Annotated in this window: 14 protein-coding genes and 1 tRNA gene; 5 read left to right on the plus strand and 10 right to left on the minus strand. The window is 69.2% G+C overall.

Annotated elements, in window-relative coordinates; genetic code table 11:
• Positions 1-65: 65 nt before the first annotated feature.
• From Cte04_RS15585 to Cte04_RS15600, 4 genes are all read right to left on the minus strand, one after another.
• Positions 66-1,334, minus strand: a complete 1,269-nt coding sequence (locus Cte04_RS15585; protein WP_066480169.1) for an FIST signal transduction protein — start codon at positions 1,332-1,334, stop codon at positions 66-68.
• Between the two features lie 70 nt (positions 1,335-1,404).
• Positions 1,405-2,292, minus strand: coding sequence for a PhaM family polyhydroxyalkanoate granule multifunctional regulatory protein (locus Cte04_RS15590; protein ID WP_066480170.1), 888 nt, complete (start codon positions 2,290-2,292; stop codon positions 1,405-1,407).
• Positions 2,293-2,537: 245 nt separating this feature from the next.
• Positions 2,538-3,062, minus strand: coding sequence for a copper chaperone PCu(A)C (locus Cte04_RS15595; protein ID WP_066480172.1), 525 nt, complete (start codon positions 3,060-3,062; stop codon positions 2,538-2,540).
• Between the two features lie 77 nt (positions 3,063-3,139).
• Entirely contained in the window at positions 3,140-3,541 is a 402-nt protein-coding gene (locus tag Cte04_RS15600) for a hypothetical protein (RefSeq protein ID WP_245633401.1), read from the minus strand.
• A gap of 145 nt (positions 3,542-3,686) precedes the next feature.
• Between Cte04_RS15600 and Cte04_RS15605 the strand changes: the two genes are divergently transcribed.
• From Cte04_RS15605 to Cte04_RS15625, 5 genes are all read left to right on the plus strand, one after another.
• The gene (locus Cte04_RS15605; RefSeq protein WP_066480179.1) at positions 3,687-4,337 is read left to right on the plus strand and encodes a glutathione S-transferase; all 651 of its coding nucleotides are present in this window, start codon (positions 3,687-3,689) and stop codon (positions 4,335-4,337) included.
• A 49-nt stretch (positions 4,338-4,386) separates the two neighbouring features.
• Complete coding sequence (locus Cte04_RS15610; RefSeq protein ID WP_066480182.1) at positions 4,387-4,800, plus strand: VOC family protein; 414 nt, start codon at positions 4,387-4,389, stop codon at positions 4,798-4,800.
• Positions 4,801-5,029: 229 nt separating this feature from the next.
• Positions 5,030-7,195 carry a TonB-dependent siderophore receptor gene (locus tag Cte04_RS15615; protein WP_066480184.1) on the plus strand — a complete coding sequence of 722 codons (2,166 nt, stop codon included), beginning with the start codon at positions 5,030-5,032 and terminating at the stop codon, positions 7,193-7,195.
• A 50-nt stretch (positions 7,196-7,245) separates the two neighbouring features.
• Positions 7,246-8,382, plus strand: a complete 1,137-nt coding sequence (locus Cte04_RS15620) for a PepSY-associated TM helix domain-containing protein (RefSeq protein ID WP_066480186.1) — start codon at positions 7,246-7,248, stop codon at positions 8,380-8,382.
• Positions 8,379-8,564 carry a hypothetical protein gene (locus Cte04_RS15625; RefSeq protein ID WP_083526696.1) on the plus strand — a complete coding sequence of 62 codons (186 nt, stop codon included), beginning with the start codon at positions 8,379-8,381 and terminating at the stop codon, positions 8,562-8,564. Before Cte04_RS15620 ends, Cte04_RS15625 begins: the two co-directional genes overlap by 4 nt.
• Before the next feature lie 84 nt (positions 8,565-8,648).
• Here the strand turns inward: Cte04_RS15625 and recD are convergent, their stop codons facing one another.
• From recD to Cte04_RS15655, 6 genes are all read right to left on the minus strand, one after another.
• The gene (gene recD, locus Cte04_RS15630) at positions 8,649-10,742 is read right to left on the minus strand and encodes an exodeoxyribonuclease V subunit alpha (RefSeq protein ID WP_066480187.1); all 2,094 of its coding nucleotides are present in this window, start codon (positions 10,740-10,742) and stop codon (positions 8,649-8,651) included.
• A gap of 406 nt (positions 10,743-11,148) precedes the next feature.
• Entirely contained in the window at positions 11,149-14,943 is a 3,795-nt protein-coding gene (recB, locus tag Cte04_RS15635; RefSeq protein ID WP_066480188.1) for an exodeoxyribonuclease V subunit beta, read from the minus strand.
• Entirely contained in the window at positions 14,940-18,506 is a 3,567-nt protein-coding gene (gene recC / locus Cte04_RS15640; protein WP_066480196.1) for an exodeoxyribonuclease V subunit gamma, read from the minus strand. Before recC ends, recB begins: the two co-directional genes overlap by 4 nt.
• 268 nt (positions 18,507-18,774) lie before the next feature.
• The gene (locus Cte04_RS15645) at positions 18,775-19,179 is read right to left on the minus strand and encodes a group III truncated hemoglobin (protein WP_066480199.1); all 405 of its coding nucleotides are present in this window, start codon (positions 19,177-19,179) and stop codon (positions 18,775-18,777) included.
• 173 nt (positions 19,180-19,352) lie between these two features.
• Positions 19,353-19,428 (minus strand) — tRNA-Phe (locus tag Cte04_RS15650).
• Between the two features lie 77 nt (positions 19,429-19,505).
• Positions 19,506-20,174, minus strand: a complete 669-nt coding sequence (locus Cte04_RS15655; RefSeq protein WP_066480221.1) for a response regulator — start codon at positions 20,172-20,174, stop codon at positions 19,506-19,508.
• Between the last annotated feature and the right edge of the window lie 11 nt (positions 20,175-20,185).

The following is a 20,185-nucleotide window of genomic DNA, read 5'->3' on the forward strand; positions in this document are numbered from 1 at the left end:
CAGGCCGCTTCTTTTTTGAGATCTGCCTGCGCAATCTGCATCTGCGCAAACAGCCTTAAACACCCTCAATTGGCCGTCGCCGGCTCCGTGAAGACGGTCAGCACGCCGGCCAGATGGTGCAGGCGCGCATCCATGATCTCGGCTTCGCCCATGAGGCCGATCAGCGGCACCGAGCCCAGCGCGTGGCGCAGTATCCGGAGTTCGGTGTCCGGTGCGCCGAACAGCTCGCTGCCGCGGCCCTTGCAGCTCACATAGATGGCCCCGCGGATCTGCGGCGCCGCGGGCTCGCCGCCCGCAGCCCCCGCGCCGTCGGCAAAGTCGGGCAGCAGCGCATCCTGCAGGGCCGCCCCCATCTGCATGAGCTCGTGCCGCGCCGCATGTTCCTGGCGCTGGCAGAAGATCACGGTATGCCCGGCCTCCACCGGCGAGGACAGGGCCACGCCCTGGCGCAGCGGGTCCAGCCCCACCAGGTTGAGCACCTGGGCCTCGGGGGTCAGCGCCCCGCGCTCCAGCCCGCGGCCCAGGGGCGCAATCGCCGCCTGGGTGTTGCGCAGCGCCCCCAGCGCCGCCTGCCAGCCGCCGCCCTGGTCGGGGCTGGCCTGCACGTCCAGCAGTTGCAGCAGCTGGGGCAGGGCCGGCTGGCCGCGCAGCGACAGCAGCACGGAGCCGCTGGTTTCGGTGATCTCCAGGCCTTCGCCCAGCGGCGCGCAGCCATGGGCCATGCGCGAGATGCAGGGCACTTCGGACGCAAAGGCCACGCCCGAGAAGCCGCCACGAAAGACGCCGACCGCGCCGCCGGTGCGCAGCAGCGGCAGATCCTCGGCCCGGCAGGCGAACTGCACGCCCTCGCCCTGCTGCCCGCCCAGGGCGCCGAACAGATGGCCGGTCTGCGTGCGCTCCGACAGCTCCTGCAGCAGCTCGGCCAGCTCGGGCTGGCCCGCGTCGGAGTGCACCAGGGCGGCATCGGCCTCGAAGCCGGCCTCGCCGCCGCCCATGGCCAGCGGGGCAATGCCCGAATACACGCGGTAATGCGCGGCCGGCACGTCCAGCAGCATCACGGCCAGACCCGGCGCATCGGTGTACTCATGCGCCATGGCCAGCACGCCGCTGGCCGTGCAGCCCACCCAGTCGGTGACGCGCGGCAGCGACTGGGCCAGCAGCATCAGCATGTCCTGCGCGTGACGCGCATAGGCGTGGGAGGCATAGATCAGGCCCAGGCGCGGACGGCCGGCATGGCCGGGCTGCTCCATCTGCATGAACAGCTGCCGCACCACGGACTGCACGGCCTCGCGCCAATCCGGGTGGCTGGCATGGCCTATGGGAAACAACGACATGGACACCCCTTTCGTGTTGTGCGGAACGTGCCGCGCCGGCGCACGGCGCAGCAGCGCGGGCCGGGGCCTGTCAGCGGGCGCGCGAACCGCCGGTCTTGGCCGCAGCCTTCTTGGCCGCCGGCGCGGCCGGAGCCTTCTTCGCCGCAGGCTTGGCGGGGCTCTTGGCGGCTGCCGCCCTGGAAGAAGCTGCGGATGGGGCCTTGGCCGGCTTGGCGGATGCGGCGGCGGATTGGGCCGCGCCTTCTGCAGAGGCCTTGCCGAAGGACATGACCTGGTCCATCGTGGCCTTGGCCAAGCCGCTGGCCATCTCGGTCGCGCGCTGCGCAGCCATCAGCGTCTCGGGCGGCACGGGCTCGGCCAGCGCCTTGGCCGCGATCTGCTGGAATTGCTGGGTCAGCGATCCCCACCACTGCATGGCCTGGTTCAGTGCGGCCTGCGCGGGCTCCGCGGCCTGCTCGCCGCCTTCAGCCCTGGATTCGGCCGTGGCTTCGGCCGCGGTACCGGCGCTCCCGGCGGCAGGTTTGCGGGGCTCGGCAGGGGCGGCGGCCTCCTGCGCCTGGCCGCCAGCAGCCGCCGCGTTCGCGGCCGCATTCATGGGCCACTCGGAAAAATCCTGGGCCTTGGCGCCTCCAGCCTCCCCTCCGCCGGGGAACTGGAAAGCCTTGGCCAGCTCGCCCATGCTGACATTCATGCCCTTGAGGGTGGACAGCGTCATGCGCTGCACTTCCAGCGCCTGGATGGTGGCGGCCAGCGCGCGGCCGTTCTGCTCCAGCCAGAACTGCACGGCCTTGAGTTCGGTGATGCGCTTTTCCACTTCCTCGATGCTGACCGTGGGCGCCACCCATTGCGGCATGCCGCCCAGCGGCTTGGCCGCGGAGCCTGCGCTCTGGGCCAGGCCCTGCAGGAAATCGAAGCCGGGAATGAACTTGCCAAAGCCGAAGGAGGATGCGTCGCTCATGGTTGGTCTCGCAGTAGGTGATGTGCACCAGGCCCGCGCCTTGCTCTCGAAAGCATCCAGGCCCACCGTTGCAGCACAGCTTAACCCAGAGCATCCCCGCGCCCAACCGGGATGCAGGGCCATCAGTGCAAATCCCAGTCAGCTTCCGGCCACTTTTCCTGGCCGGCCTTCCATGAAAAAAGGCCTTCGATCTCGGATCGAAAGCCTTGCAAGCAAGCGTAATGCGGCCGCCCGGCCGCCGTGCTTCAGTGCATATGCCCATGGTGGGCGGCCGCGGCATCGCCGCCGGCCGGCGGCGCCGTGCGCACCGGCACCTGCAGATGCAGGCGCGAGAGTTCGCCCTTGGCATCCTTGAACACCAGGGTGATGGGCACCTGGGTGTCCTTGACCAGCGGCGCCTTGAGCTGCTGCAGCATTACGTGATAGCCGCCGGGCTTGAGGTCCACGGGCACGCCCTGGGGCAGGTCCAGCGCGTCGATGGCGCGCATGCGCATCACGTCGCCCTCCATCTTCATCTCGTGCACCTCGGCCACGCCGGCCACGGGCGTTTCCACGCCCACGAGCTTCAGCGGCTCCTTGGCCGTCAGGCGCATGAAGGCGCCCGAGGCCTGCTGGCCCGGCACGCTGGCGCGCGCCCAGGCGTTCTGCGCCTCCACATGGGCCGCATCGGGATGGGCCAGCGCGGCCCCTGCAAACAGCGCAGAGCACATGGCAATCGCGGGGATGCACACGGACATGCGCATGGCGGTGGTGAAACGTTGCAAGTTCATGAAATCTTCTCCAGACAACCGGCCAGGGGCCGGACTCACTCATCGAAAACGCCTGAAACCCTGGTGTTCAAGCGCCATCAGCCATGTTTGTTGAAGACTTCGAGGGGCGGAGCGCGCGGCTGGGGCAGGACCTGGGCCGTGCGGTTCCAGGGCCCCACATAGCCGGCAACGACGAAGGCCATCTCGGGCGCCGCCCGGCATGCGTTGTGCGTACCGGCCGGAGGCGGGGCCAGCAGCGGCAGGCACAGCGGGCAGTCGATACCGTGCACAGCAGGCACGGCATCGTCCTGCGCCACCGGGCTCGGCACCCAGCGGATCTCTCCCGAGGCGCTGCATGCGGGCTCCAGACGCCCCATGGCGGCGGCCCGCGCCCAGGGTGCCGCCACGCCGGTGAGCATCACGCAAACCCATGCCAGCAGCACCCAGCGCGCCAGCGGACCGGGCGCGGGAAGCTGCAGACGAGGGGACGGCATGGGCATGCCGGCCATTGTAGGAGCAGCCACGCGCTATCCGGTCGGCGACGCCCCGCATCCTCCAGCGGCCCTACCATGCAGGTCTCGGGAGGGACGGCCAAGGCCGGCGCCCGCTGCCGACCCTCGAGCCCATCACAACCAGGAGACAAGAATGCTTTCTTTGTGCGGATTCTCGGCCAGCAACTACTACAACAAGGTCAAGCTGGCCCTGATGGAGAAGAACCTGCCCTTCGAGGAAGAGCTGGCATGGATAGGCGAGACCAACACCGACGAATCGCCGCTGGGCAAGGTGCCGTATCTGCGCACGGCGCATGGCGCCATCAGCGAGTCGGATGCCATCATCGAATACGTGGAGGCGCTGCCCTCCGAGGTGCGGCTGCTGCCGGCCGACCCGTTTGCCGCCGCCAAGGTGCGCGAGCTGTGCGTGTACCTGAACCTGCACCTGGAGCTGGTGGCGCGCAATCTCTATCCGCAGGCCTTCTTCGGCGGCAAGGTCAGCGATGCCGCGCGCGACAAGGCGCTGGCCCAGCTGGAGAAGAACGTGGCGGCCTTCGCGAGGATCGCGCGCTTCGATGCGCCCTTCATCGCGGGCGACAGCTTCACGCTGGCCGACTGCAGCGCCATCGTCCACCTGCCGCTGGTCAGCGCCGCGACCAAGAGCGTCTGCGGCAAGGACGTGCTGGCCGAGCTGCCGGTGCGCGACTACCTGGCGCGCATGGGCGAGCGGCCCACGGTGCAGAAGGTCAATGCCGACCGCAAGGCCAGCACCGTGGCCATGATGGCGCGCTACCAGACCAAGTGAGCGCTGCGGCGGCGGAAGGCCGTGCCTGCGGTGTTATCGTCGAGCCACTATGCAAAGCCTGTTCCATCTTGCCTACCATGTGACCGACCTCGACGAGGCGCGCCGTTTCTACGGCGGCGTGCTTGGCTGCCGCGAAGGCCGCAGCACCGAGACCTGGGTCGACTTCGACTTCTTCGGCCACCAGATCTCGCTGCACCTGGGCCAGCCCTTCGCCGTGGCCAACACCGGCAAGGTGGGCAACCACATGGTGCCCATGCCCCACCTGGGCGTGATCCTGCTCAAGCCCGACTGGCTGGCGCTGGCCAAGCGCCTGAAGGCCGCCGGCACCCGCTTCGTGCTGGAACCCCAGGTACGCTTCGAGGGAGAGCCCGGCGAGCAATGGACCATGTTCTTCCACGACCCCAGCGGCAACCCGATCGAGGTCAAGGGTTTCACCAGTTGGGAAGCGGTGTACGAGCACTGACAGCCGCCCTGCGCCAGCCCTGACAAACTGTCCGCAGCCATTCGCCTATGCTCCGCAGCACTGGAGCTTGGGACTTCTGCTTCCTGCCACAGCACGGCCCGCCAGCTGCGGCTCGAAGCAGCCCATCATCCGTTTCGACAGCGCGGATGCATCACTTCGTCGTATCGATGCCTTGCCTGGATTCATGCTGCAATTAATATAATTGAGAATCATTCTCAGAATTATTCATATGAAATCCCGTCATTCCGCGGCATGCCCTCTTCGCACCGCCGCGCCCAGGCCGCTCCATACTCCTTTGCTGCTGGCGTGCAGCCTGGCCTGCGGTGCGGTCCAGGCCCAGACCGAACGGACCGACGCTCCCACGCTGGGCGAGGTGCAGGTCCAGGCATCGAGCATGGCCGACCTGCCCGGCCTGGCGCTGGACCGGCCGGTCAACAACGGCGCCCTGGGCCAGCGCACGGCGCTGGAGACACCTTTTTCCAGCGCCAATATCTCGGCCGACATCATCGAGCAGACTGCGCCGGGCAAGCTGGGCGACCTGTTCTTTGCCGATGCCTCGGTGTCCGACAACAGCTCTACCTCGGGCGGCTGGGCCAGCTATCTGTCCGTGCGCGGCCTGGACATGGACTGGCAGAACTCCTTCCGCATCGACGGCCATCCCTTCATCAGCTATGCCACGCTGCTGCCCTATGAGCACATGGAGCAGGTGGACCTGCTCAAGGGCGCGACCGGCTTTCTCTACGGCTTCGGCAGCCCCGGCGGCCTGATCAACTACGTCACCAAGAAACCCACCGGCGAACCCGTGCGCAATGTGGGTCTGGGCTTTTCCGGCAAGAGCCTGTGGCGCGCGAATGCCGACATCGGCGGCCGCGCCGGCGAGGACGGCCGCTTCGGCTACCGCCTCAATCTCAGCCATGAAAGCGGCGAAGCGGCCAACACCAGTCGCCAGCGCCGCAACGCGGTATCGCTGGCGCTCGACGCCAAGCTGACCAGCGACCTGAGCTGGGAGCTGCAATCGCTGTTCCAGAAGCGCCGCGTCAGCGACATGGAACCCACCATCACCACCAGCAGCCTGGCCGGTCGCAATCTGCCGCAGCCTGTCGCCAACGACGACGGCCGCATGGTCGGCCCGGGCAATTTCTCGGACAACGAATTCAAGTACGTCTCCACGGGAATCAAGTACCGGCTTGCGCAGGACTGGCAGCTCAGCGGCAGCTACAGCCACAGCAGCACACGCACGCAGCGCAACGAATCCGTGATCAGCCTGCTGGACTCCGCGGGCAACTACCGCAATTTCCGCTCCGACTACGGCGAGGCCTACCAGACCAACCAGTTCGAGGCACTGCTGCAGGGCAGGCTGCAAACGGGCGCGGTGCGGCACCAGATCGTGGTCGGCGCTTCCTGGCAGCAGCAGCGCAACGACTACAGCGCCGCAGGCACCTATGAGGAAGTGGGCCTGGGCAATCTGAACCAGGCCAACCGCTACGCCTACTACAGCCCCACGGGCCTGGACGGCCTGGGCCTGTACCGTGCGGCCGACATCACGCAGCGCGCCATCTTTGCCAGCGACACGCTGGAGTTTTCGCAGCAGTGGTCGGTGCTGGCCGGCCTCCGCTACAACAGCTACCAGCAGCGCCAGTACGACACCACGGGAGCCGAGACCTCGCGCTACGAGAAATCCGGCACCGCCACGCCCACACTGGCGCTGATGTACAGGTTCGCCCCACAGAGCATGGCCTATGCCAGCTACATGGAAGCGCTGGTGCCGGGCTCCATCGTCGCCGACCGAAGCCTGAGCAACTACCGCGCCCTGCTCAATCCGCTCAAGACCCGCCAGTACGAAATGGGCATCAAGACCGTGCAGCCCAACTGGTCGGCCACGGCGGCGCTGTTCCGCATCGAGAAGCCGTCCGAATATTCGGACGGCACAACTATGCGCCAGGACGGCCAGTCCACCTACCAGGGCCTGGAGCTGGCGGGCGCCGTGAAGCTGGCCCGGCAGTGGAGCCTGGGCGGCAACCTGATGCTGCTGGACAGCGAATACGGCCGCGGCAATGCGGCCATCGACGGCAACCGCATTGCCGGCGCGCCGCGCTACGTGGCCACGGCCCAACTGGGCTACCACGTGCCTCAGCTGCCTGGCCTGCAGCTGACGGCAGGCATCAAGCACACGGGAAACACCATGCTGGATGCGGCCAACCAGCTGCAGGTGGCCGGCTACAGTCTGCTGAACCTGGGCGCCAACTACGAGACCGTGATTGCCGGCAAATCCACCACGCTGCGCGTGATGCTGAGCAATGCCACGAACCGCAAATACTGGGCCTACCAGTACGCGAACTACATCAAGGCGGGCGATCCGCGCAGCATCAACCTCAGCGCCACCGTGCGCTTCTGACGCGGCCGCGGCGGCCCGGCAACTGCCCTGACCGCTGCACCGCCCTGGCCATGACAAACACTTCCCTTCGGCGCTGGTCGTGGATACACAAGTGGAGCAGCCTGGTCTGCACCACGTTCATGCTGCTGCTGTGCCTGACCGGCCTGCCGCTGATCTTCCACCATGAGATCCAGGAGCTCACGAGCACGGCCGTGCCCGCGCGCCATCATCCGACCGGTGCGCAGCGCGCCAGCCTGGATGCCGTGCTGGCCACGGCCCAGGCACGCCATCCGGGGCTGTTTCCGATGTATGTCAGCCGCGAAGAGGACGACGACAGCTTCTGGTATGTGAGCCTGGCTCCACGCCTCGAAGAGACCGAGAAATTCGAGGTGCTGGCCATAGACGCCTATACGGCGCAAGTCCTGCCTTCGCCCGATTTCTATTCGGGCTTCATGTACTGGATGACACGGCTGCACGTGGACCTGTTCGCCGGCCTGCCCGGCATGCTGTTCCTGGGCGCCATGGGCCTGCTGCTGCTCGCGGCCCTGGTCTCGGGCGTGGTGCTCTACGCGCCCTTTATGGGCAAGCTGCCCTTCGGTGCCGTGCGGCGCGGCCGCTCCGCGCGCCTGCGCTGGCTGGACCTGCACAACGCCCTGGGCATCTGCACGCTGGCCTGGCTGTTCGTGGTGGGCGCCACGGGCGTGGTTAACACCCTGGCCCAGCCCGCGCTCAATTACTGGCAGGAGCATCACCTCAAGCCCTGGCTGTCGCGGCATGCCGGAGGCCGGCCGCCCACGGCCGCCGAGCGCAGCCCGCTGGACGCCGCCGTGCGCGCCGCCATGGCCACCGAACCCGGCATGACGCTCAGCTACCTGGCCTTTCCGGGCGTGCTGGCCGGCACGCCCATGCACTACACCATCTACATGCGCGGCAGCAGCGCGCTCACGGCCAAGCTCTACCAGCCCGTGCTGGTGAATGCGCGCAGCGGCGCGGTCGAAGGCTCGGTGGCACCGCCCTGGTATCTCAAGACCCTGTACCTGTCCCAGCCGCTGCACTTCGGCGACTACGCAGGCATGCCGCTCAAGCTGCTATGGGCCGTGCTCGACGTGCTGTGCATCGCGGTGCTGGGCAGCGGGCTCTACCTGTGGCTGCGCAAGCCCGCCATGCGGCCGGCCGCCATGGCAGCCGCCCGGAAGGCCGCCGCATGAGCGCCTCCAGGCCATACCCTGTCTGGCGCATGCCGCTGCTGCTGGCGGCGCTGACCGCTGCCGGCCTGCTGGCAGGGCTGCTGGGCCAAGGCTGGCTCAAGCCCGCCTGCTGGCTGGGCCTGGGCCTGCCCGCGGCCGTCTCGCTGTGGGCCCTGTTCTGGAGCCGGCACGGCAAGGGCTAGTGCCGCAGGGCCGGCTTGTCTATCTGGAATCCATAGCTGCCAGCGCATGCAATTCCGTCGTTTCACTGCTGTTTGGCCCGGAAATCAGGCACTGCAGCGCACACCATGCTCCAGAAATCGCAGCAAACCGCTGGAACGCTGCGTGGGGCTGGCAATGGCCGAGGCCAGCAGCCCCGGCACCTCGGCCCACAGCGTGAAGGCCTGGCGCGCGCGCGTGATGCCGGTATAGACCAGTTCGCGGTTGAGCACATTGCCGCCCTGGGCCGAGAGCACCAGCGCCGTGTGCTCGAATTCCGAGCCCTGGCTCTTGTGCACGGTCATGGCGAAGGCCGTCTCCACCTGGGCCAGGCGCGCGGTGCTCACGGCATGCAGTTTCTCGCCCTGCAGGAAGTACACGCGCAGCCGCGACGGATCGGCAAAGCCGGGCAGGGCAATGCCGATGTCGCCGTTGAACACATTGAGCTGCGCATCGTTGCGCGTGACCATCACGGGCCGGCCCGCATACCACTCGCCTTCCTTGCGGATCGCGCCTTGCGCCTGCAGCACGGCCTCCACGGCGCGGTTGAGCCCGGCCACGCCCCAGTCGCCCTCGCGCACCGCGCACAGCAGCCGAAAGCGCTCGAAGGCATTGAGCACGCCGCAGACCCAGTCCTCGTGCTCCTGCGGCGTCTGCGGGCGGTCGCTGCGCCACAGCCCCAGCTGCCTGGCATAGGCCGCATAGCTGGCCTGGCGGCCGCGGCCGTGCACGGCGTCCTCGGCAATGCGCTGCGCCGCACCGCCCTGCCGGGCCCACAGCACGGCATCTACACCCAGGCGCGTGTGCTCGGCCAGCAGCGCCTGGGCGGCCGGCGCATCGCCGCGGTTGACCGCCAGCGCCAGCTGGCCTATGGGGCCGCCAAAGCGCCGGCTTTCGCGCAGCATGACGGTGTGCTGGGCCAGCGGCAGCGCGGCGCCGGCAGCCATGAATTCGGCCGGAATGCGCTGGCCCGCGGCGCTTTCGGCATAGGCGCAGGTGGCCGGCAGATAGCAGCCGGCCTGCGCGTCGCGGCACAGATCGCCGAGCACGGCGCCGGCCTCCACCGAGGCCAGCTGGTCCTTGTCGCCCAGCAGGACCAGCCGCGCCGTGGGCGGCAGTGCCTGCAGCAGCGCGGCCATCATCTCCAGGTGGATCATCGAGGCCTCGTCCACGATGAGCACGTCCACGTCCAGCGGGTTGCCTGCATGGTGGCGGAAGTAGCGCGTATCGGGCCGCGCGCCCAGCAGCGAATGCAGCGTGCGCGCCGCGCCCATGCGCTGCACCAGCGCCTCCAGGTCGAGTTCGCCCTGCACGCTGTCCTTGAGGTCCAGGAGCGAGGCATCGATGGCCTGCTTGAGCCGCGCCGCCGCCTTGCCCGTGGGCGCAGCCAGGGCCACGCGCAACTGCTGCGCATCGGGCGCCATGGCGAACAGCAGGGCCAGCAGGCGCGCGGCCGTATAGGTCTTGCCCGTGCCCGGCCCGCCCGTGATCACCGACAGCCGCCCACGCAGCGCCAGCGCGCAGGCCAGTTTCTGCCAGTCCGGTTTATCGGCGCCGGATGGGCCGAACAGCCTGTCCAGCCAGCCGCGCACCCGGTCCGTGTCGGGCTCGGCATCGACCTCCGTGCGCCGGGCGATATGCGCCGCCACGCCGCGCTCGTAGTCCCAATAGCGGCGCAGGTACAGCAGCGGCTCGGCGCCCGTGCGCAAAACCAAGGGGCACCCGTCATCCACAGCGTTATCAACACCGTTGCACACAGCCTTTCCAGACCCGTCCTGCACCGTGCGCACCACGGGACTGCGCTGCAGAGCGGCCAGCCAGTCCTCCAGTCGCGGCGGCAGCCGGTCCCAGAGAGCGGCCAGCAGCGGCTGGGCCTCCCTGGGCCAGGCCAGCACATCGTTGGGCCGGGCCACCAGCGCGGCCAGCGGCAGGCAGCTATGGCCGCGCCCTTCCATCTGCGCCAGCACCGCAGCCGCCACCAGCAGCGCGGGCTCGGCGCCCGGGTCCTGGCCGTGCACGAAGGCCGCCAAGGCGCTGTCCAGCCGGCGCAGCAGGCCCGCATCGCTCAGGCGCGCCAGTGCCCCCAGCGTGTCCTGGGCGGACAGCTGGGGTTGGGCGAACAGGTCCAGCGTCTGCAAATCGATCTTGCGGCGCCCTCTCATGGCTTTGCGTTCCTTCGCTTGCGCGCGGCGTGCTTGTTTTTTGGACAGAGGCCGAGCATGGCGATGGCCCGTATGGCTCCCCCTCTCCCCCCCCTTTTGGCTGCGCCTGCGGCACCCGGTTCAGACTGCGGGCAACGCTGCCGCAGGACAGCGTTGCTTCGTGATCTGACTTGCGCCCGTTTGTTCGAACGAAGCGCGCAACGCGCAGTGAGTTGGGGCGCACCGCAGACTGAATCGGGTGACGCAGGTTTGCCCGTAGCGCAGCGAAGGGACGCAGACAGTGGGGCGCATTTCTTTGGTTCCTTTCTTGTTGCGAAACAAGAAAGGAACTCGCCTGCCGGGACGAAACCCGGCTCCTGCCGACAGGAAAAGCATGCATCGGACAAAAACCACAACCCACCAGTTCTCATGCCAACGCCTCCGACTCATTCAACAGCGCATCAAGCGCCTCCAGCAGCGCCAGCATCTGCTGCGAAGAAGGCAGCTCCAGCATGCCCCGCGCCTCGCCATCCAGGCCGCGCACAAAGAAATACAGCGCCCCGCCCAGGTGCTGCCCGGGCTCGTAGGCCTCGCCCAGCCGGCTTTTCAGCAGCCGGTGCAGCGCCAGCAGGTACAGCGCCGCCTGCACGTCGTAACGGTGGTGCAGCATGGCCGCGGCCAGCGCCTCGGCCGTGTAGGCGCCGCCGTCCGAGCCCAGGTGGTTGGTCTTGTAATCGAGCACCCAGTAGCGGCCCGCATGGCAGAACACCAGGTCGGCAAAGCCCATGAGCATGCCGTGCAGCTCGCGCTGCGGCAGCACCGGGCGCTCCTGCCCCGGCAGCAGGTACTGGCGGCACAGCGCATCGATGCGGGGCGCCGACAGCTTTTGCGCGGGCAGCCAGAACTCCATCTCGGCCAGCAGCGCAGCGCGCTCGCCCAGCTGCGCCAGGCTCACGTCCAGCGGCGGCAGCGGCTGGTGCACCACGGCGCGCAGCCAGCGCAGCACGTCGCCGGCCTGCTCCTTGCGGCCCGCGCGCTCGCAGCGGCGCAGCAGCCGCGCTTCCAGGCTCGTGGGCTCGCCGGACTCCTGTTCCGGCAGGGCAAAGCCTTCGCCCGACAGCCATTCCAGCTGGTCGTGCAGGAAATTGCCCACCACCGGCCCGCGCATGAAGCGGTGCCAGACCGGACCGGCAGCACCGGCCGGCAGGGAAAGCATGTCCGGCAGGGCAGGCAGCTCCGGGTTTGCCGGCAGGGCCGCCTGGACTTCGTCGCCGGCCGGCCACAGCGCCGCCACGGGCAGCACCGGCAGGCTGGGCGCGGCCATGGCCCGCGTCAGCGAGGAAAAGCTGCCTATGCCCCAGCGCCGGTCGAAGTCGGCCGCATAGCCGGGTGCCGGCCCCAAGGCGGGCGGCGCCTCGGGGGCCGTCCACAGCCGCAATTCGGGCAGCTCGGCCGGCAGGTCCTTCACATGGATATGGGCACAGCCCGCCGCCAGCGCCGCCACGCTGGCACGCCACTGGGCGGCAGACTGCCTCTCGGGCCCGGCCAGCAGATAGCCGGCCGCGCCCTGCTCGTTCACGCAGGCCTTGCTGTTGCCGCGCTTCATGGGCGCCAGTGCCATCCACAGCGCATGGCGCGCGCGGGTGAGGGCCACATAGAACAGGCGCAGGTCCTCGCGCAGGCGCTCGCGGTCGGCCTGCTCCAGCTGCGCGTTATCATAGTCCAGCAGCAGTTCGCGCCCCTCCGCCAGGCCTTCGCCCGCATGGGCCGGCAGCGACAGATAGGCCGTCGTGCGCCGCTCCAGGGCGCGGAAGCTGCCCGCGAACGGCAGGCAGACCACCGGATATTCCAGGCCCTTGCTCTTGTGGACGGTCACGACCTTGACCAGGTCGGCATCGGACTCCAGCCGCACGATCTGCGCCTCGCCCCCGCCGCTGCCGCTTCCCGGTGCCTCGATCTGCATGGCCAGCCAGCGGATCAGCGCCTGCTCGCCTTCGACCTGGGCGCTGGCCGTCTGCAGCAGCTCGGCCAGGTGCAGATAGTTGGTCAGCCGGCGCTCGCCGCCGATCCCGGCCAGCCAGCGCGTGGGCAGGTTGAAGCGGTACAGCGTCTGGCGCAGCATGGCCAGCACGCCCTGGCGCAGCCAGATGCCGTGCAGCTCGCGCAGCTGCTCGCTGCGGGCGTCGAACGCCTCCTCGTCGCTGGCCAGCCAGGCCAGCTCGTCGAACGACAGGCCCATGAGCCGCGTCGCCAGCCCGGCGCGCACGGCCAGCGCATCCAGCGGCGCTGCCACGGCGCGCAGCCAGTACAGCAGGTCCTGCGCCTCGGCGCTGGCAAACACCGAATCCTGGTCGGACAGATACACCGAAGCCACGGCGCGCCGGGCCAGTGCCTGGCGCACGGCCGCGGCCTCCCTGCCCGTGCGCACCAGCACGGCAATGTCAGCCGGGCGCAGGCGCTGCAGCGGCCCGTCCGCGCTGGCAAAGCCGGTGCCTTCATCCATCAGCCATTGCACGATCTGGCTTGCGCAGTGCTCGGCACAGCGGCTGCGGATCACCTCGCTGCTCAGCGGCTCGTCGCCGCCCTCTGCACCCCAGCTCCCATCCCAGGCAATGGTCAGCGCCGGCATGGCCGCGCCGCCGTCCATCAGCACCTCGCTGCGGCCCTGGGCGGCCACGGGCTCGAACGGCAGCGGGTTGCCCGAGCCCTGGCGGAACATGAAGGCCCCCTCGCCCGGCCGCTTTTCGGCCGTGTCGAACCAGTGGTTGACGGCGCTCACCAGCGCTCCGGTGGAGCGGTAATTGGTGCCCAGCACATAGTGGCGCCCCTCGGTGGCCGCGCGCGCCTGCAGATAACTGTAGATGTCGGCGCCGCGGAAACCGTAGATGGACTGCTTAGGGTCGCCGATCAGCAGCAGGGCGCTGTCCGCGGCGTTGTCGGCCGTGCGGTAGATCCGGTCGAACAGGCGGTACTGCAGCGGCGAGGTGTCCTGGAACTCGTCGATCAGCGCCACCGGGTACTGGGCCAGGATGCTGGCGCGCAGCGCCTCGCTGTTCTCGCCGGCCAGCGCGGCATCCAGGCGCTGCAGCATGTCGGCAAAGCCGAAGGTGCCGGCCTGGCGCTTGAGCCACTGCAGGCGCTGCTGCACCCGGGCCGCCGCATGCAAACGCAGCCGGCTCGCAAAGCTGGGCAGCTGCGCCAGCTGCTGCAGCACGCCCTCCAGCGCCTGCGATTCGGGCGGCAGCGCCACCGGAACATCGCCCTTGCGCGCATCGTCCAGCCCCGCGGGCGTCAAGCGGGTGGCGCCGGTCTTGAGCATGGCCGCCAGGTCGGGGTGCGGAGCGGCCGCCCATCCGCGCAGGGCCGCCAGCCAGCTCTTGTAATGGGCCGGCTTGAGCTTGGCGCCGTTCCACGCGGACTTGTTGTGGGCCAGTTGCCCGTCCAGCCAGTCTTCCAGGCGCTGCGCCTTGTCCAGCCAGCCCCGGGCCAGGCCTTGCAGCATGCCGGCCTGCTGCTGCAGCGCCTGCTGCACGCATTCACCCAGCGTGCCTTCCCCGGCCGCGGCCGGCACGCTTTCGCGCAGCAGCGACTGCATGTCGGCCACCAGCGCGCCCACATGGGGCCAGATGCCCAGCACCTGCTCCAGCACCTCGCCCGACAGCGGGTAGCACTGCTGGCGCCAGTAATCCTGCGCGGCCTCGATCTGGCGCTGGCTTTCGTCGGGCTCCAGGGTTTCGTCGAACAGGTTGCCGCTGTCGAACGCATGCTCGCGCAGCATGCGCTGGCACCAGGCGTCGATGGTGTGGATGGCCGCGTCGTCCATGCACTGCGCCGCCATGTCCAGCCGCCATGCGGCCTGCTCGCGCGCCGCGCCTTCGGGATAGGCATCGCGCAGCGCGCGCAGAAAGCCGTCGTGCGCCGCGGGCTCGGCCTCGCCGCGAAAGCACTGCCTGGCCTCGATAAGCCGCGCGCGGATGCGGTCCGACAGCTCGCGCGTGGCGGCGCGCGTGAAGGTCATGACCAGGATGTCGGGCGGCATCAGGGGCCGCGCGAAGCCTTCTTCGCCGCCATGGCCGAGCACCAGGCGCAGGTACAGGGCCGCGATCGTCCAGGTCTTGCCCGTGCCGGCGCTGGCCTCGATCAGGCGCGAGCCCCACAGCGGGAAATGCAGCGCGTCCAGCACATGGCTGGCAGCGGAAGTTCCTGGCAGCGCTGCCGTCATTCGTTCACCTCTTGCAGGGCCGGCAGGGACTCAGGCCGCAGGTAATGGTTCTTCCAGTCCAGCAAGGGCCCGTACACGGACTGTGCCCAGCGCTCGAAATGGCCGCCGGCCACCAGGGCATTCCAGTCCGGATAGCAGCGCGCCCAGCTGGCATCCTCGCATTCGCCGGAGCGCAGATGCCCGCCTTCATAGGCCGTCACCGCCGCGCGCAGGTCGCCTTCGGCCGCGGCCACCGCGGTGCACAGCGGCACGGGCAGCGGCGCATCCTGCCCCGCCAGCCAGCCCTGCATCAGCACCTGCAGGCGCTCCCTCGCCTCGGCCTGCGCCATGGGCAGGATCCAGAGCTGGATGTCGCGCGCCACCACGCAGCCCAGGGCCCGGGCACCCGTGGCCGACAGCGCCAGGCTGCGCACATAGGCGGACAGCAGCTTGTCGGCCCGCAGCTGCCCTTCGCGGTCCAGCAGCGTGCGCGGGTCCATGGCGAACCAGCTGCGCGTGTAGCGGCCGGCTCCCTCGCCTTCGTCACTCTCGCCAACCGTCACGGCATCGAAGCGCTCGCGCAGCCCGTCGATCCAGTCGTCCAGCAGCAACGCGCCGCTTGTCAACAGCAGGCGCTCGCGCGGCGCGCTCTGCGGCCAGTCCTGCATCAGCTGCTGCCAGGCCAGCAGCGAAGGCGCCACCTGGCGCTGCAGGCCCTGCGCCTCGCGCCGGCCCAGTCCGGCCAGCGGCAGCATGCCCGCGCGCGCCAGGCGGCGCACCTGCTGGTCCACCTGCTGCGCCACACCGGCCGTGGCGGACTGCGCCAGCCGCGCGGCCACATCCTGCTGCAGCTGCTGCACCAGGCCGTAGGCCACCAGGCCGTCGACCTGGAACAGCTCGTCGTCGGCCAGGATCTCGCGGTCCTGCTCGAGGCGCACCAGCAGCCGGTTGCGCAGATAGGCGCGCGCCGGATGGCGCCAGAAGTCGGTGAGCCGCGCCAGCGTCAGCGGCGCGGCGGGATCGGGTTCGAAGGGCGCGGCGGCAGGCACGGCCGGCAGGCCGGCCGCCTCCTCCTCATGGGCCGCACGCCATTCGCGCGCATAGGTTTGCAGCCCGGACTGCGGCTCGAAATAGCGCCGGCTGAAGGGCTGCAGCGGATGCTGCTGCGTGCGCTGGGCCAGCAGGTCTGCGCCATCCTCGCCCATCCAGCCTGCCGCCAGATAGTCGCGCAGCTGCGAAACCAGCACCGAGGGCGGCTGCTCGCTGTTGTCGCGCACATGGCGGCCCGCCCAGCTGATGTAGAGCTGGCGCCGGGCCGACAGCAGGGCATCGAGCATGAGCTGGCGGTCGTCGTCGCGGCGCGCGCGGTCGCCCGGGCGCTGCTGGCCGGGCCAAGCCATCAGGTCGAAGTCGGAGCGGCTGGCGCGGCGCGGATAGTCGCCGTCGTTCATGCCCAGCAGGCACACCACCTCGAACGGAATCGCGCGCATGGGCATGAGCGTGCAGAAGGTCACGCCGCCCGCGCGAAAGCGCTGGTTCAGCGCCGGCTCGCTGAGCGCCTGCAGCCAGGCCTCCTGCGCCACCTCCAGCGGCAGGTTGGCGGCGAAACCGGCCTGTTCGCAAGCGCTTTGCCACAGGTCCAGCGCCGCGTCGAGCGCCGACAGCAGCGCCTGGTCCTCGTCGCCCTGGCTGGCGAAGAAATCATCGAGCAGTCCGCGAAAGCGCTGGGCCCACACATCGGGCGTGGCCGGGCCGTTGGCGGTCTGCCACCACTGCAGCATGCACTGCAGCAGGCTGGCCAGGCTGCCGGCCAGCTCGGCGCCCAGGCCGCCCACTTCGTCGTAGGGTTCGATGTCGGCAAACGCGCGCGCATCGGCATGCAGGTCGGACAGGGGTCCGCTGGCATAGCCGAGCAGCATGCGCTGCAGGCCGAACCAGGCGCTGTTGGGGTCGCCGCAGGCCGCCAGTCCCAGCTGGGCGCGCTGCGCGCCGCTCAGGCCCCAGCGTATGCCGGCGCCCGCCATCCAGCGCGTGAGCTGGGGCAGGTCCTCGGCCGCCAGCCCCACGCGCGCGGCCACGGCCGGCACGTCGAGCAGGTCGCACAGCTCGCTGAGCCGGCAGCGCTGCTGCGGCAGCTTGAGCAGCCATTGCAGCGCGGCCACCAGCGGACTGCTGGTGCGCGCGCCCAGGTCGGCAATGTCGAACGGGATGTGGCGCGCATCATGGCGGCCGTACTGGCCGAACACGGCGCGTATCGATGGCGCGGCCTCCTCGATGGCCGGCAGCATGACCACGATGTCGCGCGGCGCCAGTGCCGCTTCGCCGGGCGCCACGGGCTGGGCCAGCAGCTGCAGCAGCTGGTCGTGCAGCACTTCGAGCTCGCGCACCAGGCTGTGCGCCTTGTGGAAGACGATGGAGCGGTCGCGGGCCGGCACCTGCAGCCGCGGATGCTCGGCCAGCGGCACCAGGTCGCGGATGCGCTGCTGGACCTGCGCCAGCAGCGGTGCCTCGGCCAGCTCCCCGGCATCGGCTTCCTCGTACACATCGACACGCGGCCAGCGCCACTGGGCCGCCGTCTCGTCCGTGGTGTCGAAGGCATCGAGCTGGCGCACATAGTCGCGGCTTTGCCGGCCCCAGGCCGCCAGCAGCGGATGGGCATGGGCATGCATGGCTTCGAGCGGAACCTGCGCCAGGTCCCGCCCGCCCTTGAGCGGATGGCGGCGGCGCTGCTGGCGCAGCAGCTCGCGTCCGTCGATGGCATCGGCCCAGTGGAAGCGGCAGGGGTTGGGCACGGCGATCAGCACCTGGCTGTGGCGTGCAATGCCGCTCAGAAACTGCATCAGCGACAGCGGCATCTGGCTCATGCCGAACACCACCACGCGGCGCGCCAGAGGGCTCACGGGCGGCTGGCCCGACTGCAGCGCCGCCAGCACGCGCTCCAGCAGCGCCGGGCGCGTGGCCGCGCGCTCCTGTTCATCGAGCTCGGCCAGCACCCGGCGCCACAGCGCGGGCTGCCACAGCTGCCCTTCGGGCACGGGCACATCGGGCCGGCCTGGCGTGCGCAGCACATCCTCGCCGCGCGCCCAGGCCCCCAGCCAGTCGGCGCGGTAGATCTGGTACTGGTCGAACAGGTCGGCCAGGCGCTCGGCCAGCTGCAGCAGACGCTGGGGCTCGCCGGGGCGCAGAAAGCTGGCGATCGGCGCGAACCGCTGCGCCAGCGCGGGCTCGGCCAGGCACTGCGGCAGCAGGCGCATGAGGCGCCAGATCATGGGCGTCTTGTCCAGCGGCGATGCGCGAGGCACCTCGCTCTTGCCGAGGATGTGGCGGTAGCTGCGCCAGACGAAGCGCGCCGGCAGTTCCACGCGCGCGGCCGCGCACACGCCCTGGCGCTCGGCCATGCGCATCTTGAACCACTCGGCCATGCCGTTGCTCTGCACGAGCACGGTCTCGGGCTCCAGCGCATCCAGCGGGTGCGCGGCCAGCCAGGCCAGCACCGTATCGGCCAGCACTTCCGTGCGGTTTCCGTGCAGGGCGATCAGCCCCGGTTGCCAATGCGCTGCCACCCGCGCCCTCCTGTATTGCATGCCACGCCAGCGGCGAGCTTAACGCGACTAGGGCGCGCGGCTGCGCAAACCCTGTCGCTTCCATATTGGTAGCTTTCAGCGCCTTCCAGACAATGGATTCAAAAAGGAAAACCATCAAAACCACCATCCTTCAAGCGCAGGCAGCTATGAACTCTGCAGCATGCAGCAGAACATGGCCTTGGGCGCCGGCCGGCACATGGAGGAACACGCGCAGGTGCAGCGTGATCCGCTGGCCATGACCCGTGTCCGTGCTCGTGTCTGCGGCAGCTCAGGCACGCCCCACCAGCGGCGGCAGCGCCTTCGGGTCTCGGCTCATCTGGTAGCCCGACCACAGGCTTTGCGCAATGCGGCGGGCAGCCCGCCCCGCCTGCTCGGCCAGGGCGCGGTTGGGCTGATCGGCCAGCGTGGCCTCGAACAGGCCCAGCCAGCGCTCGAACAATTCCATGCTCAGCCCCGGCAGTGCCGCATGCCTGGGCATGGGCGCACCCGAAAAGCGCGCCGTGCGCCGCAAGATGGCCGACCAGAAATCCACCAGCCTGGCCAGATGGCGGTCCCAGTCGTCGATGTGCGCATCGCAGATGGGCCCCAGGATCTCGTCCTGGCGCACACGCGCATAGAACGCATGCACCAGGCGGACCACTTCTTCCTCGGTACATAGTTCATCGGTGCCCATCGCGACTCCTTCCTGCGCCTGCTTCCGCCCAGAATGTATCTGGCGAGCATCCCATGAAACACAAGGGGCATGAGCCGAGGCCCGTGGCAGTGGCAATGCCCCCACCAGCAGCCGCATGAGCCGGTAGGCAAAACAAAAAACCCCGGCACCTTGCAGTGCTGGGGTTTTGAATCTGGTGGCCTGGGACGGAATCGAACCGCCGACACAAGGATTTTCAATCCTCTGCTCTACCGACTGAGCTACCGGGCCTAGCGTTGTTGCGCTGAAGCCGTGATTATAGGCATACTTTTCGACCTCAAATGGAAATTCGCAAATTTTTTGCGAAATCAGCCGCGGCGATTGCGTCCGAGGTCCACGCCCAGCTGGCGCAGCTTGCGGTACAGGTGGGTGCGCTCCAGGCCGGTCTTCTCGGCCACGCGGGTCATGGAACCGCCTTCGCGGGCCAGGTGGAATTCGAAATAGGCTTTCTCGAAGCCGTCGCGCGCCTCGCGCAGCGGACGGTCCAGGTCGAAGCCCTGGTGCGAATGCGGCAGGCTGTCTTCGGCCGACTGCGCGGTGATGCTTGCGGCAGGCGCGGGGGCGGAGCCACCTTCCGCAGCGGCAGCCGGCGACTCGGACGAGGAGCTGGAGGCGTTGCGGCTCAGGCCCTGTTCCACGGCCTTGAGCAGCTTCTGCATGGTGATGGGCTTTTCGAGAAAGGACAGCGCGCCGATGCGCGTGGCCTCCACCGCGGTCTCGATGGTGGCATGGCCGCTCATCATGATGACGGGCATGGTCAGCTGCCCGGCCGAGGCCCATTCCTTGAGCAAGGTCACGCCGTCGGTGTCGGGCATCCAGATGTCCAGCAGCACCAGGTCGTAGTTGCTGGAGCCACGGGCAATACGTGCCTGGTTGGCGTTCTCGGCCAGGTCCACACTATGACCTTCGTCGTTGAGGATTTCCGACAACAGATCCCTGATCCCCAGTTCGTCGTCGACCACCAGTATGTTTGCCATGTGTCTAAAAG

Source organism: Comamonas terrae (genome assembly GCF_001544075.1).
GTDB classification, from domain to species: Bacteria; Pseudomonadota; Gammaproteobacteria; order Burkholderiales; family Burkholderiaceae_C; genus Comamonas; species Comamonas terrae.

Excerpts from the sequence above, each read along its gene's own strand:
- Cte04_RS15585 (WP_066480169.1), bottom strand. The coding sequence starts at position 1,334 with ATGTCGTTGTTTCCCATAGGCCATGCCAGCCACCCGGATTGGCGCGAG.
- Cte04_RS15590 (WP_066480170.1), bottom strand. The coding sequence starts at position 2,292 with ATGAGCGACGCATCCTCCTTCGGCTTTGGCAAGTTCATTCCCGGCTTC.
- Cte04_RS15595 (WP_066480172.1), bottom strand. The coding sequence starts at position 3,062 with ATGAACTTGCAACGTTTCACCACCGCCATGCGCATGTCCGTGTGCATC.
- Cte04_RS15600 (WP_245633401.1), bottom strand. The coding sequence starts at position 3,541 with ATGCCCATGCCGTCCCCTCGTCTGCAGCTTCCCGCGCCCGGTCCGCTG.
- Cte04_RS15605 (WP_066480179.1), top strand. The coding sequence starts at position 3,687 with ATGCTTTCTTTGTGCGGATTCTCGGCCAGCAACTACTACAACAAGGTC.
- Cte04_RS15610 (WP_066480182.1), top strand. The coding sequence starts at position 4,387 with ATGCAAAGCCTGTTCCATCTTGCCTACCATGTGACCGACCTCGACGAG.
- Cte04_RS15615 (WP_066480184.1), top strand. The coding sequence starts at position 5,030 with ATGAAATCCCGTCATTCCGCGGCATGCCCTCTTCGCACCGCCGCGCCC.
- Cte04_RS15620 (WP_066480186.1), top strand. The coding sequence starts at position 7,246 with ATGACAAACACTTCCCTTCGGCGCTGGTCGTGGATACACAAGTGGAGC.
- Cte04_RS15625 (WP_083526696.1), top strand. The coding sequence starts at position 8,379 with ATGAGCGCCTCCAGGCCATACCCTGTCTGGCGCATGCCGCTGCTGCTG.
- recD (WP_066480187.1), bottom strand. The coding sequence starts at position 10,742 with ATGAGAGGGCGCCGCAAGATCGATTTGCAGACGCTGGACCTGTTCGCC.
- recB (WP_066480188.1), bottom strand. The coding sequence starts at position 14,943 with ATGACGGCAGCGCTGCCAGGAACTTCCGCTGCCAGCCATGTGCTGGAC.
- recC (WP_066480196.1), bottom strand. The coding sequence starts at position 18,506 with ATGCAATACAGGAGGGCGCGGGTGGCAGCGCATTGGCAACCGGGGCTG.
- Cte04_RS15645 (WP_066480199.1), bottom strand. The coding sequence starts at position 19,179 with ATGGGCACCGATGAACTATGTACCGAGGAAGAAGTGGTCCGCCTGGTG.
- Cte04_RS15655 (WP_066480221.1), bottom strand. The coding sequence starts at position 20,174 with ATGGCAAACATACTGGTGGTCGACGACGAACTGGGGATCAGGGATCTG.